At 65.0% G+C, this 16,628-nt stretch carries 12 protein-coding genes; 10 read left to right on the top strand and 2 right to left on the bottom strand.

Going from position 1 to position 16,628, the window contains the following annotated elements; genetic code table 11:
- Window positions 1-74 precede the first annotated feature (74 nt).
- From yajC to HK108_RS03905, 4 genes are read left to right on the top strand one after another with little or no spacing between them, the layout of a single operon-like run.
- On the top strand, window positions 75-647 hold the full coding sequence (gene yajC, locus HK108_RS03920) for a preprotein translocase subunit YajC (RefSeq protein WP_229663938.1): 573 nt from the start codon (window positions 75-77) through the stop codon (window positions 645-647).
- 38 nt (window positions 648-685) lie between these two features.
- On the top strand, window positions 686-2,860 hold the full coding sequence (secD, locus tag HK108_RS03915; protein ID WP_229663937.1) for a protein translocase subunit SecD: 2,175 nt from the start codon (window positions 686-688) through the stop codon (window positions 2,858-2,860).
- On the top strand, window positions 2,857-3,873 hold the full coding sequence (gene secF, locus HK108_RS03910) for a protein translocase subunit SecF (RefSeq protein WP_139908127.1): 1,017 nt from the start codon (window positions 2,857-2,859) through the stop codon (window positions 3,871-3,873). Before secD ends, secF begins: the two co-directional genes overlap by 4 nt.
- Before the next feature lie 20 nt (window positions 3,874-3,893).
- A complete protein-coding gene (locus tag HK108_RS03905) occupies window positions 3,894-6,191 on the top strand; it encodes a RelA/SpoT family protein (protein ID WP_139467351.1) in 2,298 nt (765 codons plus the stop codon).
- Here the strand turns inward: HK108_RS03905 and HK108_RS03900 are convergent.
- Together HK108_RS03900 and HK108_RS03895 are read right to left on the bottom strand one after the other, a co-directional pair.
- Complete coding sequence (locus HK108_RS03900; protein ID WP_181270552.1) at window positions 6,170-6,724, bottom strand: hypothetical protein; 555 nt, start codon at window positions 6,722-6,724, stop codon at window positions 6,170-6,172. The two genes, HK108_RS03905 and HK108_RS03900, sit on opposite strands and share 22 nt — an antisense overlap.
- A gap of 122 nt (window positions 6,725-6,846) precedes the next feature.
- Window positions 6,847-8,199, bottom strand: a complete 1,353-nt coding sequence (locus HK108_RS03895; protein ID WP_181270551.1) for a DUF349 domain-containing protein — start codon at window positions 8,197-8,199, stop codon at window positions 6,847-6,849.
- A 119-nt stretch (window positions 8,200-8,318) separates the two neighbouring features.
- Between HK108_RS03895 and HK108_RS03890 the strand changes: the two genes are divergently transcribed.
- From HK108_RS03890 to rpsD, 6 genes are all read left to right on the top strand, one after another.
- Window positions 8,319-8,963: an MBL fold metallo-hydrolase gene (locus HK108_RS03890; protein ID WP_181270550.1), complete on the top strand. Its 645-nt coding sequence runs from the start codon at window positions 8,319-8,321 to the stop codon at window positions 8,961-8,963.
- Between the two features lie 151 nt (window positions 8,964-9,114).
- Window positions 9,115-10,449: a histidine--tRNA ligase gene (gene hisS, locus HK108_RS03885; protein WP_181270549.1), complete on the top strand. Its 1,335-nt coding sequence runs from the start codon at window positions 9,115-9,117 to the stop codon at window positions 10,447-10,449.
- 58 nt (window positions 10,450-10,507) lie between these two features.
- Window positions 10,508-12,289, top strand: coding sequence for an aspartate--tRNA ligase (gene aspS / locus HK108_RS03880; protein ID WP_181270548.1), 1,782 nt, complete (start codon window positions 10,508-10,510; stop codon window positions 12,287-12,289).
- A complete protein-coding gene (locus HK108_RS03875; protein WP_181270547.1) occupies window positions 12,289-13,692 on the top strand; it encodes a replication-associated recombination protein A in 1,404 nt (467 codons plus the stop codon). The genes aspS and HK108_RS03875 overlap by 1 nt, the downstream gene beginning before the upstream one ends.
- Before the next feature lie 65 nt (window positions 13,693-13,757).
- Window positions 13,758-15,347: a cation:proton antiporter domain-containing protein gene (locus HK108_RS03870; protein ID WP_181270546.1), complete on the top strand. Its 1,590-nt coding sequence runs from the start codon at window positions 13,758-13,760 to the stop codon at window positions 15,345-15,347.
- A 274-nt stretch (window positions 15,348-15,621) separates the two neighbouring features.
- Complete coding sequence (gene rpsD, locus HK108_RS03865; protein WP_373270422.1) at window positions 15,622-16,263, top strand: 30S ribosomal protein S4; 642 nt, start codon at window positions 15,622-15,624, stop codon at window positions 16,261-16,263.
- Window positions 16,264-16,628: the final 365 nt, after the last annotated feature.

The following is a 16,628-nucleotide window of genomic DNA, read 5'->3' as shown; positions in this document are numbered from 1 at the left end:
CTTTGAGTTCGCTATGAGAGGTGAGGACGAACTAAGCTGGTTCACTGATTCATTCATATGAAAGGCTGATATCTGTGGATTTGCTGATCCCTCTTGCGCTTGCCGCGCTGCTGATCTTTTTCCTGTTCAATTCTCGGCGTAAGCAGAAGGCGCGTGCGGAGCAGATCAAATCGGGCCTCGTGCCCGGCGCGACCGTGATGACGACCTTCGGTGTCTTCGGCACCGTGCTCTCCATCGACGAAGAGAACAACCAGGTGACCATCGAGTCGGGTCCCGGCACGGTTCTGCGCGTCCACCGCCAGGCCATCGGTCAGATCGAGAACAACCAGGCCGCAGCGCCCGTCGACGCTCCCGACGCCGCCGCCCCCGCCGCCGATGCCGATGTCGACGCAGACGAGAAGCCGGCCATCACCGACGCCGAGCTCGACGCCATGAACGAACGCAAACGCGCCGAGAAAGACACCCCGGACGACGCATCCGATGACGTCATCGCCGATGAGTCCGCTGCGAAGACCGAGGACGTCGACGCCGGGGCAGTCGCCGAGTCCGAGGACGTCGACATCGAGGCCGCCGCTGAGACCGATGCCGACTCCGCCGCTGCGGAGTCCACGGACCCGACTGATTCGGATTCCGACAAGAAGAACTGATCCGTTCTCGCACTCTTCTACCGACTGAAAGCTGAAACGTGTCCGATATCGAAGAAAAACCACGCCCTGGTTTGCGCTTCCTGTGGCTGACGATCATCACTCTGGTTCTTGCCGCAATCATCGCCGGCGGTGTCATCTGGTCGAATGCCACGACGACTCCGAAGCTCGCGCTCGACCTCGAGGGTGGAACGTCGATCATTCTGGAACCGCAGGTGTCCAAGGGCACGGACATCAGCAAGGAGCAGCTCGATCAGGCCGTGGCGATCATCCGCCAGCGCGTCGACTCGACCGGTGTCTCCGAAGCCGAGATCACGACGCAGGGCGACCGCAACATCGTCGTGAATCTGCCGGGCAACCCCGACGAGGAGACCCGAAACCTCGTCCGCTCGTCTGCTCAGCTGGTCTTCCGTCGTGTGGCGCTGGTCGGTGACCCGCGTTCACAGGAACAGATCCAGAAGGAGCAGGAGAAGAGCGGCGAGGAATCGGGTGGCGATGACGGGCTGAGCGACGAAGAGCGCAAACGCCTCGAGGACCTCACCGGCGCCGACTCGCAGGGCGATGGACAGAGCGAGGACCAGGCCCCGTCCGGCGGCGGCGATGTCGTCAATGCCGGCGGCGAGACGAAGAAGACGGCCGAGTCCTCCGAGGAGACGAAATCTTCGGAGTCGGAGAGCAAGGACGCGGAGAAGTCCGGAGAAGGCAGCGGATCGAGCGACAGCACGAAGGTCACCGACTCGACGCCGCGGCCCCTCTTCGATCCGGAGAAGGACGCCTCCGAATGGCAGTCCGACAAGATCATCAAGGAGTACACCGAGCTCGACTGCACGAACAAGAAGAACCGGACGGGCGGCCAACAGCAGCCCTCGGACGAACCGGTCGTCTCGTGCTCCGAAGACGGACAGGCGAAGTACATCCTCGGGCCTGTCGAACTCTCCGGCGATCACCTCGCCGATGCCAGTGCCGGCTATGCCGCAGGAGCCAATGGCGTGCAGACCAACAACCCTGCCGTCAACCTCTCCTTCGACTCCACCGGTCGTGAGATCTTCAAGCAGATCACCTCGGACATCACCGGCAAACAGCAGCCCTACAACCAGTTCGCGATCGAACTCGACGGTCTCGTGCTGTCGGCTCCGTCTTCGAACGCGGTGATCAACGACGGCAACGCCCAGATCACCGGCGACTTCTCCCTCGACGAGGCACAGACTCTGGCCAACCAGCTCAAGAACGGCTCGCTGCCGCTGAGCTTCCAGGTCCAGAGCGAGGACCAGATCTCACCGACCCTGGGTTCGAACTACCTCAAGATCGGTCTGCTCACCGGTATGGTCGGACTCCTCCTCGTCGTCGTCTATTCGCTGCTGCAGTACCGGGTGCTCGGCCTCGTCACCGTCTCGAGCCTCGTCGTTGCCGGTGTGCTCACCTACCTGCTGCTGCTCTTGGCATCGTGGAGATACGGCTACCGACTGTCCCTGGCCGGTGTCGCCGGTATCATCATCGGAATCGGCATGGCGGCGGACTCGTTCATCGTCTACTTCGAACGTGTCCGAGACGAACTGCGCAGCGGTCGCAATCTGCTCTCCGCGGTCGAGGTCGGCTGGGACCGTGCCAAGCGCACGATCTACGCCTCGAAGGCAGTGAACATGCTCGCCGCGGTCATTCTCTACATCCTGGCCGTCGGCTCGGTGCGAGGCTTCGCCTTCACCCTGGGCCTGACCGTGATCATCGACGTGCTCATCGTCTTCCTGTTCACCCACCCGATGCTGCAGTTCCTGGCCCGCACGAAGTTCTTCGGCGAGGGCCACCCGATGTCCGGAATGGATCCGCGTCTGCTCGGAGTCAAACCCGCCGCCTACCGCGGAGCGCTCAACCTGTCCATCGACGACAAGGACAAGACTCCCGAAGCCAAGCGGCGCGAGAAGGCACGTATGCGCAAGGCCGGGATGAGCACAGACGACAGCTCCGATACGACTGCTGCAGCAGCTGCGTCCGAGTCGGGGGAGACCACGACGACGTCCAAGGTAGACAAGGCCGCGACCGGCAGGTCCACGACCACGAAGTCGAAGTCCGCAAAGTCGAAGAGCACGAAAGCGGCGAAGTCCGCTGCTGCGATGGGCGGAATGACCATCGCCGAGCGGAAGGCCTCGGCCCGACGGGCCGAGGAAGACGATGCCGTCACAGACTCGACGGCTGACGACGGTAAGGAGGCTGACAAGTGAAACGGTTCTTTGCCTGGGGCAACCGCCTGCACAGCGGCGAATCATCGATCCCCTTCGTCGGCAAGGCGAAGCTGTGGCTGGCCATCTCCGGAGTCCTCGTCCTCCTGTCCCTGCTCGTCCCGCTCATCTTCGGCTTCAACTTCGGCATCGCCTTCAAGGGCGGTTCGCAGTTCCAGGTCGACCATGTCAGCGACACGTCGGCCGCCAAGGGGGAAGGCATCATCAACGATGTCGTCTCCGGTTCTGAGCCGCGCCTGACGCCGACCAGCGACACGGCCGTCCAGATCGAGACGAACCAGCTCACCGACCCGCAGATGCAGGAAGTCCGAGACGCTCTCGTCTCCGGCTACGACGTGAAGGTCGAAGACGTCACCTCGACGTTCGTCGGACCCGAATGGGGTCAGGACGTGACGTCGAAGATGATCCGCGCACTCGTCATCTTCGTGGCCATCGCCCTCGTCGTCATGGCTCTGTACTTCCGCACCTGGAAGATGTCGCTCGCGGCGATCGTCGGCCTCTTCGTCGTGATGATCGTGACCATGGGCATCTACTCGGCCACCGGCTTCGAAGTCACCCCGGAGGCCATCATCGGCTTCCTCACCGTGCTCAGCTTCTCGCTCTATGACACGGTGGTGGTCTTCGACAAGATCCGAGAGAACACGACGCGATTCGAGGAGAAGCGGAACCTCAAGTTCTCAGAACTCGTCAACCTCGGTGTGAATCAGACGACCGTGCGCTCGATCAACACCTCAGTGGTGTCGGTGCTCCCGATCGCCTCGATCCTCTTCATCGGCGTGTTCCTGCTCGGCGCGGGAACACTGGTCGACATCTCACTGTCCCTGTTCATCGGTACTATAGTGGCAGCCGCTTCGACGCTGTTCGTCGCGAGCCCCCTCTACGCCCTCCTCCGGGCAAATGAACCGGCGGTCAAGGCACAGGAGGAGGCCGTGCGTGAACTACGCTTGAAGGATGGGGGAGCAGACGTCCCACCGGTGACACACGCCGAAGTCTGATTCCCGAGAGAGGAGATGTTGTGGCTTCGTCCGCTGATTCGCGCCGTCCGCGAGGCATCTCCCGCTTAGCGTGGTGGGCGGCCAGGGCACAGAACAACCCTGGCTACCCGCGAGTGCTCGGCCCGATGATCCGGGCCCTGCAGTCGAACCATCCGAAGGCGGACATCGACCTCGTCGTCCGGGCCTACAAGGTCGCCGAGGAGGCCCACCGAGGGCAGACTCGCAAGTCCGGTGATGCCTATATCACCCACCCCATCGCGGTGGCGACGATCCTTGCGGAGATCGGCATGCTGCCGGTCACGCTCGCCGCCGCTCTGCTGCACGACACCGTCGAAGACACTTCGTACTCGCTAGACGAACTCACCGAGGAATTCGGCTCCGAAGTCGCGGCCATGGTCGACGGGGTGACGAAGCTCGACAAGCTCACGTACGGGCAGGCCGCGCAGTCCGAGACCGTGCGCAAGATGATCGTCGCGATGGCCAAGGACATCCGCGTCCTCGTCATCAAGCTCGCAGACCGCCTGCACAATGCGCGCACCTGGCGCTTCGTGCCCGCCTCGTCAAGCACGAAGAAGGCTCGCGAGACCCTCGACATCTTCGCCCCGCTGGCGCACAGGCTGGGCATGAACACGATCAAATGGGAACTCGAAGACCTGTCCTTCCAGGTCCTCCATCCCAAGGTCTACGACGAAGTGGTCCGACTCGTCGCGGATCGGGCTCCCGAGCGTGAGAAGTATCTGGCCACGGTCTCCGAGGAGCTCCAGGGCGAACTCAAGGAATCCGGAATAGACGCCTCCATCACGGGGCGCCCCAAGCACTACTATTCGATCTATCAGAAGATGGTCGTGCGCGGACACGAGTTCGCCGACATCTACGATCTCGTCGGAGTCCGCGTCCTCGTCGAATCCGTACGCGAATGCTACGCCACCCTCGGCATCGTCCACGCCCGCTGGAATCCTGTTCCCGGACGGTTCAAGGACTATATCGCGATGCCGAAGTACAACATGTACCAGAGCCTGCACACCACGGTGATCGGGCCGGCCGGCAAGCCCGTCGAAATCCAGATCCGGACCCACGAGATGGATCGCCGTGCAGAATTCGGCGTCGCCGCTCACTGGAAGTACAAGGATCTCAACAAGTCGTCGAAGGCCGTGACCTCGAACACCGCGCGTTCGGTGAAGGTCTCCGACGCCGGTGAGGTCGACGACGCCGCCTGGCTGCGACAGCTGCTGGACTGGCAGCGAGAGGTCTCCGACCCCGACGAATTCCTCGACAGCCTCCGCTACGAGGTGAACTCGAAGGAAGTCTACGTCTTCACGCCCAAGGGCGAGGTGATGAGCCTGCCGTCGGGAGCCACCCCCATCGACTTCGCCTACGCAGTGCACACCGAGGTCGGGCACAAGACGATGGGTGCCCGCGTCAACGGTCGCCTCGTCGCTTTGGACACTGAGCTGAAGAACGGGGACTCCGTCGAGGTCTTCACCTCGAAGGACGAGAACGCCGGCCCCAGCCGCGACTGGCTCGGCTTCGTCAAGAGTCCACGTGCCCGCAGCAAGATCCGGCAGTGGTTCTCGAAGGAGCGCCGCGAAGAGGCGATCGAGAACGGTCGCGAACAGCTCGCCCGGGCGATGCGCCGCCATACGATCTCCGCCGCTTCGCTGATGAGCCAGGAAGCTCTCCAGGTCGTCGCCACGGAGATGCGTCTGCCCGATGTCAGCGCCCTCTATGCCGCGATCGGCAACGGCGTGTCTTCGGCTCAGCACGTCGTCGATCTGCTGGCCAAGGAAGTCGGGGAGGACGACGAGTCGGTCGTGCTGCCACCGGAGCCTCGCAACCGCACGGGACAGTCCTCAGGGCACCATTCCTCGTCCGAAGGCGTCATCGTCAAAGGCGTCGACGATGTGCTCGTCAAACTGGCTCGCTGCTGCACCCCGGTGCCCGGAGACGAGATCCTCGGTTTCGTCACCCGCGGTTCGGGAGTCTCCGTGCATCGCGTCGACTGCCCGAACGTCACCTCACTCAAACGTGAACCCGAACGCATGGTCGAGGTCTCGTGGGGCGAGAAGACGAGCGGAATCTACCTCGTCCAGATCCAGGTCGAGGCCCTCGACCGTGCCGGTCTGCTCTCCGATATCACCAAGGTGCTCACCGAGACCCATGTGAACATCCTGTCGGCGTCGGTCGGCACCTCCCGGGCCCGCGTGGCGCAATCGAAGTTCGTCTTCGAGATGAGTGACGCCAGCCATCTCGACACTGTGCTCTCGGCCGTGCGCAAGGTCGAAGGCGTCTTCGACGTCTACCGCATCTCCGGCGGCTGATCCTCTCTGTCCAGCGCCGCGCGCATCTGAGCGACGAACGGTCGACGGGCCACCTCGGTGAGGTAGTCCCGGAGACGGTGGCGCAGACCGCTGGGAATCTCCGCAATGATGCCCTTGAGCGACCGCGGCGACTCCGCGGTCCAGTTCCGGAAGTGCGGGAAGAGCAGATCGTAGAGCGTGCGTTCCTCCGTGGTGATCGGCAGCCCGTCGATGAGGCACCAATCATCTTGCGCCAGATTCGTCTCGTGGACGTCGAAACCGTCATCGGCGATCCACCGGCGCCTGGGCAGCGTGATGAAGCTCAGCGGAGCGGGAGCCCGGCCGAGTCCGCGGTGCACCCACCAGGCGCTGTCGTGGGAGAGCGCGAGTCCGGGCGGGATGAGCGAATGCAGGGCGGCCATCCGCTCAGCGGGGGAGAGGATCGCACCCTTGCGCACCCAGGTCGATTCGGTCAGTCGGATGAGCAGACCGTCGAGGGTGAGCTCGGTGAGCTGCTCGTACCCGAAGTCCCGCAGATGAAACAACGCCTCCATACCCGAACTATCGTCGGATGTGGAGGCGTTGACAAGACTTCGGAGAGCGCCTGTGGACAGGTGCTGACTCGAACGTCAGAAGCTGTGGACGAGCGCCGCGGCCTCAGCCGAGCACTGCGGCCTCAGTCGAGTTCTGCGGCTGTCTGGGCGAGCTGATCCCGCCAGGCGCGGCGAGCGTCGAGAGCTTCCTGCGCCTCGGCGACGGTCTTCTCATCGCCCCCGGCCTTCGCAACCTCGAGCTTCTTCTCGAGGTCGACGATCGACTCGTCGAGCTGACTCAGCGCACCCGAGGTGCGGGCCTTCGTCTCCGGGTTGCTGCGCTGCCACGCGGCTTCCTCGGCATCGGCGAGCGCGCGTTCGACATCGCGCAGACCGTTCTCCATCCGCGGGACATCGGCGCGAGGGACCTTGCCGGCTTCCTCCCACTGGTCCTGGATGGTGCGCAGCTCGCGCTTGGCTGCCACCGGGTCGGTGATCGGCAGCAGCGCCTGAGCCTTCTTCAGCAGCTCTTCCTTGACGACGAGGTTTCCCTTGAACTCCTCGTCCAGAGCGGCATTCTCCGCATCACGGGCGGAGAAGAACACGTCCTGTGCTGCACGGAACCGTGCCCACAGTGCATCATCGTCCTTGCGCGAAGCACGCGGGGCGCGCTTCCACTGGCTCATCAGGTCCTTGTACTTCTGCGACACGGTGCGGAAATCGGTCGAGGCCGACAGCGACTCCGCCTCGGCGACGATCTTCTCCTTGATCCGCTTGCCCTCGGCATTGACCTTGTCGAGCTCGGCGAAGAACTCTTTGCGCTTGTGTTCGAAGGTGTTCCGAGCCTGCGAGAACCTGCCCCAGAGCTCCTGATCGACGGCACGCGGCAGACGGGGTCCGCTGCGCTGCATGTCCTTCCACTGGGCGAAGAGCTCACGCAGACGCGCGCCCGACTGCTTCCACTGGATCTTCGACGGATCCTGCTTGGCCAGGGTCTCGGCCTCGACGACGAGAGCCTCACGATCCTCGGCAGCGGCGAGTTTCGCGGCCTGCGCCCGGGCCGCCTGACGGGACTCCGTGGACTCGGCATCGGAGATGAGGGTGTCGAGAGTGGCGCTCAGCCCCTTGAGATCACCGACGACGTTGGCTTCCGGCAGTGATTCCTGCAGCGTCTTCGCCGCAGACACGACCTCACGGCCGGGAGCGCCGGCGGAGAGACGGTTGCGCAGCAGGACCGCGCTCTCGGCGAGTTCGACGTACTTCTTCGCGAAGTACTCGAGAGCCTCTTCGGGAGTGGCGTCCGGGTACTGCCCGACGGCACGCTCGCCCTCCGGAGTGGTGACGAACACATTGCCGTCCGAATCGGCACGACCATGAGTCACCGCGCGAGCGACCTCGGCGTCGTGGTCGATATGGCTGGCATTGACCACCTGTGCCGCCTGCGGACGCGGCAGCGACGACGGACGGGGGGTCGGCTTCGGTGTCGGGGTCGACATGGTTCTCACCTTGTTTCCATCGGTCGAACCGGCAGGTCATTCCACCCGCCGATCACTCGATTGTGGGATAGACGTTATCCCAGCATAACCATCGGCGGGCGTGTAGATAGACTTTGCACATGGATGTGTTCTCGACCAACGCCGAATTCCTCGACGTCAACTGCTATGCCGTGCGCGCAGACGGCTCCAGCGACTGCATTCTCATCGACTCCGGATACGACTGCGCCCCAGGCCTCGAGAAGCTGCTCAGCGAAGAGGGACTCGAACCTCAGGCGATCTTCCTCACCCACGGCCACCCCGACCATATTCTGGGCCTGACCAACGTGCTCGCCCGCTGGAACGTGCCCGTCCACCTCGGTGCCGACGACCGTTACCGCCTGGATTCACCGGCCACGACGCTCAACCCGCAGTTCGCGGCAATGCTGGCGCCGCTCGTCGCAGACTGGAACGCCCCGGCAGCCATTGACATCAATGACGGGCAGAGCTTCGAGATCGCCGGACTCACCATCACGGCAGTCTCCGCACCCGGGCATACGGAAGGTTCCATGCTGCTGCGAGTGAAGGACGGGGACGAGGAAGTCATCTTCACCGGTGACGTCGTCTTCGCCGGAGCCATCGGCCGCGTCGACCTGCCCGGGGGAGACCCCCAGGCGATGTCCGAATCCCTGCGGGCATTCGCGACACTGCCGGACGTGCCGATCTATCCTGGACACGGCCCGGCATCTCGCGTGAGCACAGAACTCGCGACGAATCCGTTCTTCTGAGGACTGAGCGACCGAAGTCTCAGGTCTTCCTGCCCGAGGCGGTTGCGCAGTCCCGGACGACACCACACTATTCAGACCCCACCCGATACAGAGACGACACGATTCAACGGCGCCGCACGGCACCGCAACCGCACCGAAAGCAAGGAGCACCATGGCGAAGTCAGCCCGTCTGTCCGGATTCCCGGAACGACTCCCGGCCGAACGCGTGATCGAGAAGACCATCATCGACACCCTCGAACACACCTTCGCCCTGCACGGGTTCTCCGCCCTCAACCACCGCGCCGTCGAACCGATCAGCCAGTTGGCCAAGGACGGCGAGATCGACAAGGAGATCTTCGCCGTCTCCCGCCTCCACTCCGAGGGCACCGAACGCAACCCGCTGGGACTCCACTTCGACCTCACGGTGCCCCTGGCCCGCTATATCGCCGACAATGCGAACGAACTGAGCTTCCCGTTCAAGGCCGCTCGCGTCCAGCCCGTCTGGCGCGGCGAACGGCCGCAGGCCGGTCGCTACCGGGAGTTCATCCAGGCCGATATCGACGTCATCGCCGATGGGGACCTGCCCGGACACTTCGAAGTCGAGATCCCCCTGGCCGTGGCCGATGCGTTCTCCCGGCTCGCCCCGCTCGGCGTGCCCGGAATCAAGATCGTCGTCAATGACCGCAGGCTGCTCGAGGGCTTCGCCCGCGGAATCGGGCTGACGAACATCCAAGCCGTGTTGCGCTGCCTCGACAAATACGACAAGATCGGTCCCGACGAAGTGGCGAAGCTGCTGGCTGCCGAAGCCGATGCCGATGAGGAGCAGCAGCGCCTGTGCCTGGAGCTGGCCGCCATCGAATCCGACTCCCCGGACTTCGCCGATGAGGTGCGCGCCCTCGGCGTCGACCACCCCCTGCTCGAAGCCGGACTCGAATCGCTGACGACGCTGCTGCGAGCCGCAGCCGTTCGCGCACCCGGAGTCGTCGTCGCCCAACTCAAGATCGCCCGCGGCCTCGACTACTACACGGGCGCGGTCTACGAGACCCAGCTGATCGGCCACGAGGAGCTCGGTTCCGTATCCTCCGGCGGGCGCTACGACTCGCTGGTCACCGTGGGGAAGAGGAACTATCCCGGGGTGGGCATGTCCATCGGCGTCTCCCGCCTCATGGCGTTCATCCTCGGCGAGACCTCGGAGATCCGCGCCACCCGCGGTACCCCCTCGGCCGTCGTCATCGCCGTCACCGAGGAGGCTCGACGGGCTGACGCCGACGCCGTGGCCGCGACGCTGAGGTCCCGGGACATCCCGTGCGAAGTCTCGCCGAACGCTGCGAAGTTCGGCAAGCAGATCCGCTACGCGGAACGCCGCGACATCCCGTTCGTCTGGTTCACCGACGGTGCGTCCGGCCACGAGGTCAAGGACATCCGTTCGGGAGAGCAGACTACGGCCGACCCGGACACATGGACGCCTGCCGAAGACGACCTCTGGCCCCGCGTGTACCGGAGCTGAGCGCGGGGCGACTATCATTGTTCAGGCGCTAGACCACAACATCACAAAGGAGCCCTAGGTGCTGCGAAGCCACGAAGCCGGAAGCCTGCGAGCCGCGAACGCAGGAGAAACCGTCACCCTCACCGGGTGGGTCGATCGTCGTCGCGATCACGGAGGTGTGGCCTTCATCGATCTGCGCGACGCTTCGGGAATCGTGCAGGTCGTCGTCCGTGAGGACGATGCCCACCAGCTGCGCAACGAAACCGTCGTCAAGGCCACCGGCACCGTCTCGGTGCGCCCCGAGGGCAATACGAACCCGAACCTGCCCACCGGTGAGATCGAGATCATCGACACCGCCGTCGAGGTGCTCTCCGAAGCAGCGGCCCTGCCGTTCCAGGTCTCCGACCACGCCGAGGACTCCGGCGCCGTGGGCGAGGAGACCCGTCTGCGCTACCGCTACCTCGACCTGCGCCGTTCGGGCCCGGCAAAGACGATCCGTCTGCGCTCCGATGTCAACAAGGCCGCACGGTCGGTCCTCGACGCCCACAGCTTCGTCGAGGTCGAGACTCCGACCCTGACGAAGTCGACTCCGGAAGGTGCCCGCGACTTCCTCGTCCCGGCCCGCCTCAAACCCGGCTCCTGGTACGCCCTGCCGCAGTCGCCGCAGCTGTTCAAGCAGCTGCTTCAGGTCGCCGGCATGGAACGCTACTACCAGATCGCCCGCTGCTACCGCGACGAGGACTTCCGCGCCGACCGCCAGCCCGAGTTCACCCAGCTCGACATCGAAGCCTCCTTCGTCGAGCAGGAGGACATCATCGCACTGGCCGAAGAGATCCTCACCGCACTGTGGAAGCTCATCGGCTACGAGATCACCACGCCGATCCCGCACATCACCTACCACGAGGCGATGGAGAAGTACGGTTCGGACAAACCGGACCTGCGCTTCGGCCTCGAGCTGCACAACCTCACCGAGTTCTTCAAGGACACCCCGTTCCGCGTCTTCCAGTCGCCCTATGTCGGCTCCGTCGTCTACCCCGGCGGCGGCTCGCTGCCGCGTCGTCAGCTCGACGGCTGGCAGGACTGGGCCAAGCAGCGCGGGGCGAAGGGTCTGGCCTATGTGCTCATCGGCGAAGACGGAACCCTGTCCGGTCCGGTGGCCAAGAACATCTCCGATGAGGAGAAGGCGGGACTCGCCGAAGCGGCCGGTGCGCAGCCGGGCGATGCGATCTTCTTCGCCGCAGGTGATCGCAGCATGCGTGCCCTCCTCGGTGCCGCCCGCAATGAGATCGCCGAACGCACGGGTCTCATCAAGGACGGAGACTGGGCCTTCGTGTGGGTCGTCGACGCGCCTCTGTTCGAATCGGCCGCCGAAGCGCAAGCCGCCGGAGACGTCGCCGTCGGCGGCGGACAGTGGACAGCCGTCCACCACGCCTTCACCGCTCCGAAGCCCGAATTCCTCGACACCCTCGAAGAAGACCCGGGTGCCGCTCTGGCCTATGCCTACGACATCGTGTGCAACGGCAACGAGATCGGCGGCGGCTCGATCCGCATCCACCGCAAGGACGTCCAGGAACGGGTGTTCGAGATCATGGGAATCTCCGCCGAAGAGGCCGAGGAGAAGTTCGGCTTCCTCCTCGAAGCCTTCAAGTTCGGCGCACCCCCGCACGGCGGCATCGCCTTCGGCTGGGATCGCATCGTGTCCCTGCTGGCCGGTGTCGACTCGATTCGTGAGGTCATCGCCTTCCCGAAGTCCGGCGGCGGATTCGATCCGCTGACCCAGGCACCGGCCCCGATCACCGACGCCCAGCGCGCCGAGGCCGGAGTCGACTTCGAACCGGAAGACGACGACTCCGAGGCCTGATGAGCCACGAACCCAATCTGTTCTCCGACGGCCCGGACCAGGAAACACCGGGTCCGGGCTTCGCCGGTTCCTCCCGGACCTCCTCGGGCAGAGCCCTGGACCCGCTTGCGGTGCGGATGCGTCCCCGGACCCTGGACGAAGTCGTCGGTCAGGAGCACCTGACCTTCCCCGGGTCCCCGCTCAACCAACTCGTCGAAGCCAGCGGGGGAGACCGGGCGGGAGCATCCTCGGTGATCCTGTGGGGTCCGCCCGGAGTCGGAAAGACCACGCTGGCCCATGTCATCTCCCATGCCCCGGGCCGTACCTTCGTCGAGCTCTCCGCCATCACCGCGGGCGTCAAGGACGTGCGCCAGGTGATCGAGAGCGCCCGCCGCGAACGGGAGATGTACGGACGCACCACCGTTCTCTTCCTCGACGAGATCCACCGGTTCTCGAAGGCCCAGCAGGATGCCCTGCTGCCGGCGGTGGAGAACCGGCTCGTCGTGCTCGTGGCCGCCACCACGGAGAACCCGTCGTTCTCCGTCATCTCACCCCTGCTGTCGCGGTCGCTCATGCTCACGCTGCGTCCGCTCGACGACGAGGCGGTCGGCAATCTGCTCGACCGTGCCGTCGAATCCGATCGCGGCTTGGCCGGACAGTTCACCCTCACCGAGGAGGCCCGGAACTTCATCGTCCGCATCGCCGGGGCCGACGCACGCCGATCACTGACCGTCCTCGAAGCCGCCGCCGGAATCGCCGCCGCGCAGTCGGAGGAGGCAGACGACGAACCGATCGCGATCACCGAATCGGCCTGCGCCGAGGCGAGCAGCGAAACCGTTCTGCGCTACGACAAGAACGGCGACCAGCACTACGACGTGGTCTCCGCGTTCATCAAATCCATCCGCGGATCCGATGTCGACGCGGCCCTGCACTATCTCGCGCGGATGATCGTCGCCGGTGAGGACCCGCGCTTCATCGCCCGTCGCGTCGTCATCTCTGCGGCCGAGGACATCGGCATGGCCGACCCGCAGGCGCTGCCGATCGCCGTGGCCGCCTCGACCGCTGTTGCCAACATCGGCATGCCCGAAGGGCGGATCCCCCTCGCCGAGGCGGTCACCTACCTCGCGCTGGCCCCGAAGTCGAACGCGAGCTACCGCGCCCTGGACGCAGCGATCGCCGATGTGAAGAACGGACTTGCCGGAGAAGTGCCGATGCATCTGCGCGACGCCCACTATCCGGGGGCGAAAGAGCTCGGCCACGGTGAGGGCTACAAATACTCGCACGACTGTCCGCACGGGGTCGCCGATCAGGAGTACCTGCCGGAGTCGCTGCGAGGCAAGCGCTACTACTCTCCGACGGGCAACGGAATGGAACGCAGCATGGCTGAGAGGCTCGAGAACCTCAGGCGGCTGCTGCGACCCTGATAGCTTTGGAGCAGACGCGGTGACGGGCAGAGACGTTGCCGACGGCGCTGATCGAGGAGGACGGCATGGCAGACATCGTCATCACGATCGCCGCCGCGCTGGCGCTGGGACTCATCGCCCATGAGCTGCGCATTCCGCCGCTCGTCGGATTCCTCGCGGCCGGATTCCTCCTGCACGTCTTCGGCTTCACCGCCTTCGCGGGACTGCAGCAGGTATCGGACATCGGAGTCGTCCTGCTGCTGTTCACGATCGGACTGAAATTCGATCTGCGCTCCCTGCTCCAACCCGAAGCCCACGGCACCGCTGCGCTGCACATGATCACGGTGGTCCTCCTGGGTGCCGGGACGATCGGAGCTGCCGCAGCCATCGGCATCGTCAGCGTCGGCGGGGGACTGGGCACCTTGGCGCTGCTCGGCTTCGCCCTCTCGTTCTCCTCCACGGTGCTCGTGGTCAAAGTGCTCGAAGACCGCTCCGACGACGGGTCCTACTACGGGCAGATCGCGATTGCGATCCTCGTCCTCCAGGACCTCGCTGCGGTCGCCTTCATCACGATCGCAGGCGAAGAGCCGCCGAGTCCCTGGGCGTTCGCGCTCGTCCTGATCGTTCCCGTGGTCTGGGTGCTGCGACGGCTCCTCGACCGCGTCGGACGCGGTGAGCTGCTCGTCCTCTTCGGCGTCGTCATGGCCTTGGGGCCCGGCTATGTCGCCTTCGAATCAGTCGGCATCCACGGCGACCTCGGAGCGCTGGTGCTCGGACTTCTCTTCTCCACCCACCCGCGAGCCGTGGAGATGTCGAAGTCGCTGTTCAGCGTCAAAGAGCTCTTCCTCGTCGGGTTCTTCGTCGTCATCGGGCTCCAAGCGGTCCCCACCTGGTCGGATCTGCTCATGGCGCTGGCCCTGTGCGTCGTGCTGCTGCCGTTCAACTTCGCGAGCTTCTACCTCATGGGTCGCCTCTTCGGCCTGCGCAACCGCACCAGCGTGCGCACCAGCCTGGCCCTGAGCAACTTCTCCGAATTCGCACTCATCGTCGTCGCCGTCGGAGTCGACCACGGACTCTTCGAGGGCAACTGGCTGACCATCACCGCCCTCGCCGTGGCACTGGGGATGATCGGCTCCTCCCTGGCGAACGCCTACAGCCTCCAGATCGTCGCGAAGCTCGACGCGATCCTGCCGGACGAGAACGAGAGCCGGCTGCGGGCCAACGATCGGCCGCTCGACACCGGAGATGCGGAGGTCGTCGTCCTCGGCATGGGCCGCATCGGTCGCGGAGCCTACGAGCGCTTCGTCGAACGCGGCGACCGCAGCGTCATCGGCATCGACAACGACCACACAGTCATCGAAGCCCTGCACGCCGACGAGTTCACAGTGCTCGAAGGCGACGCCACCGACCACGAATTCTGGCACCGCCTCGTCGTCGGGGGCAGCGCCCACACCGTCGTCCTCGCCATGGCGCTGCACGACTCGAACACCTTCGCTCTTGAACAGCTGCGCATCGCCGGCTTCCCCGGGACCATCGCCGCGGTCGTCCAACGCCCCGATCAGGCCGAGCACTTCGCCCGTGCCGGGGTCCACGCGGTGATCAACATCTACAGCGGGTCCGGAGCGGCCGTCGCCGATGCCGCGATCGACAGCCACGAAGACGACTGTCGGAAGTGACAGCGGGCTGCCGGCAGTGACAGCGGTACTTGCGGATCGGTCGGCCGGCAGGGGCGGACGGTTCGCCTCAGTCGGCAAGATCACAGCGGCGAGGCCGCCGATCGGCTTTGCGACGAGCGGTGTGCACCCGCTAAGATGGACAGCTGTTGTGCCTGCACCCTAAAGGCGGTCGGTGCGAGCGGATCTCGACGCTCAATCCCTCTTTCCCATCCGGGGAAACAACAGTCGCGTTCGGGGCGAGAACCGCAGAGGCCCACCGCGGCAGAACACATTGATGAAAGGTAATACAGTGCCAGCACCAGCACGTAATCGCCGCATGACGCGCCTCTCGCGCGCACTCGGCATTGCTCTGACACCCAAGGCCGAGAAGTACTTCGAGCGTCGCCCGTACCCTCCAGGTGAGCACGGTCGCGCCCGTCGTCGCAACGACAGCGACTACTCGGTCCGCCTCAAGGAGAAGCAGCGTCTGCGCGCGCAGTACGGCATCCGTGAGGCCCAGATGCTCAAGACCTACAAGGAAGCCAACCGTCTGCCCGGTCTGACCGGTGAGACCATGGTCGAGCTCCTCGAATCGCGTCTCGACGCCCTCGTCCTGCGTTCGGGCTTCGCCCGCACCATGGCCCAGGCCCGTCAGTTCGTCGTCCACCGTCACATCACGGTCGACGGACAGCGCGTGGACCGTCCCTCCTTCCGCGTGAAGGAAGGCCAGACCATCCAGGTGCACGAGCGTTCGGCTTCGATGGATCCGTTCCAGGTCGCCGCCGCCGGTGGTCACAAGGACGTCCTGCCCGCAACGCCGGGATACCTCAACGTGAACCTCGAGGGCCTGCAGGCAACTCTGCTGCGCACCCCGAAGCGCGAAGAGGTGCCGATCACCTGTGACGTTCAGCTCGTCGTCGAGTTCTACTCGCGCTGATCTGCTGAACACAGCGCATCGCGCCACCGCGACTGCCCGGGACCGCACGGTTCCGGGCAGTCGCGCATTCACGGCACGGGCGTCCACTGTACGGCGCGTGCACCCGCAGTTTCGGCGCGAGCGTCAGCGGGTTCGGCTTCGGCCCACTCAAAGGCGAATAGCACTGTTTCAAACAGGGGCTATTCACCTGAAAGTGGGCTGTTCGGTTAGAAACTCCGCAGGACGCACGTCGCGGGGGCGGAAGTGGTCCGCCGAACGGAGTGGGAGCGGCGGACTCGGGGAGCGGTCGACTCTGACCCACCCGGCACGCCGCGCCACATCGCATATTGCGGCGGAGCCATTAAACTGGTCCCTGTTAAGTGCGG

The sequence above is a fragment of the Brevibacterium sediminis genome, assembly GCF_013623905.1.
In the GTDB taxonomy this organism is placed as follows: Bacteria; Actinomycetota; Actinomycetes; order Actinomycetales; family Brevibacteriaceae; genus Brevibacterium; species Brevibacterium sediminis.
Note: the sequence above shows the minus strand (reverse complement) of the source record. Positions and strands in the feature narration are given on the sequence as shown.

What these genes read in the sequence shown, in the direction of transcription:
- HK108_RS03875 (WP_181270547.1), top strand. Translation starts at nt 12,289, where the DNA reads ATGAGCCACGAACCCAATCTGTTCTCCGACGGCCCGGACCAGGAAACA.
- rpsD (WP_373270422.1), top strand. Translation starts at nt 15,622, where the DNA reads ATGAAAGGTAATACAGTGCCAGCACCAGCACGTAATCGCCGCATGACG.
- HK108_RS03895 (WP_181270551.1), bottom strand. Translation starts at nt 8,199, where the DNA reads ATGTCGACCCCGACACCGAAGCCGACCCCCCGTCCGTCGTCGCTGCCG.
- HK108_RS03900 (WP_181270552.1), bottom strand. Translation starts at nt 6,724, where the DNA reads ATGGAGGCGTTGTTTCATCTGCGGGACTTCGGGTACGAGCAGCTCACC.
- HK108_RS03870 (WP_181270546.1), top strand. Translation starts at nt 13,758, where the DNA reads ATGGCAGACATCGTCATCACGATCGCCGCCGCGCTGGCGCTGGGACTC.
- HK108_RS03890 (WP_181270550.1), top strand. Translation starts at nt 8,319, where the DNA reads ATGGATGTGTTCTCGACCAACGCCGAATTCCTCGACGTCAACTGCTAT.
- hisS (WP_181270549.1), top strand. Translation starts at nt 9,115, where the DNA reads ATGGCGAAGTCAGCCCGTCTGTCCGGATTCCCGGAACGACTCCCGGCC.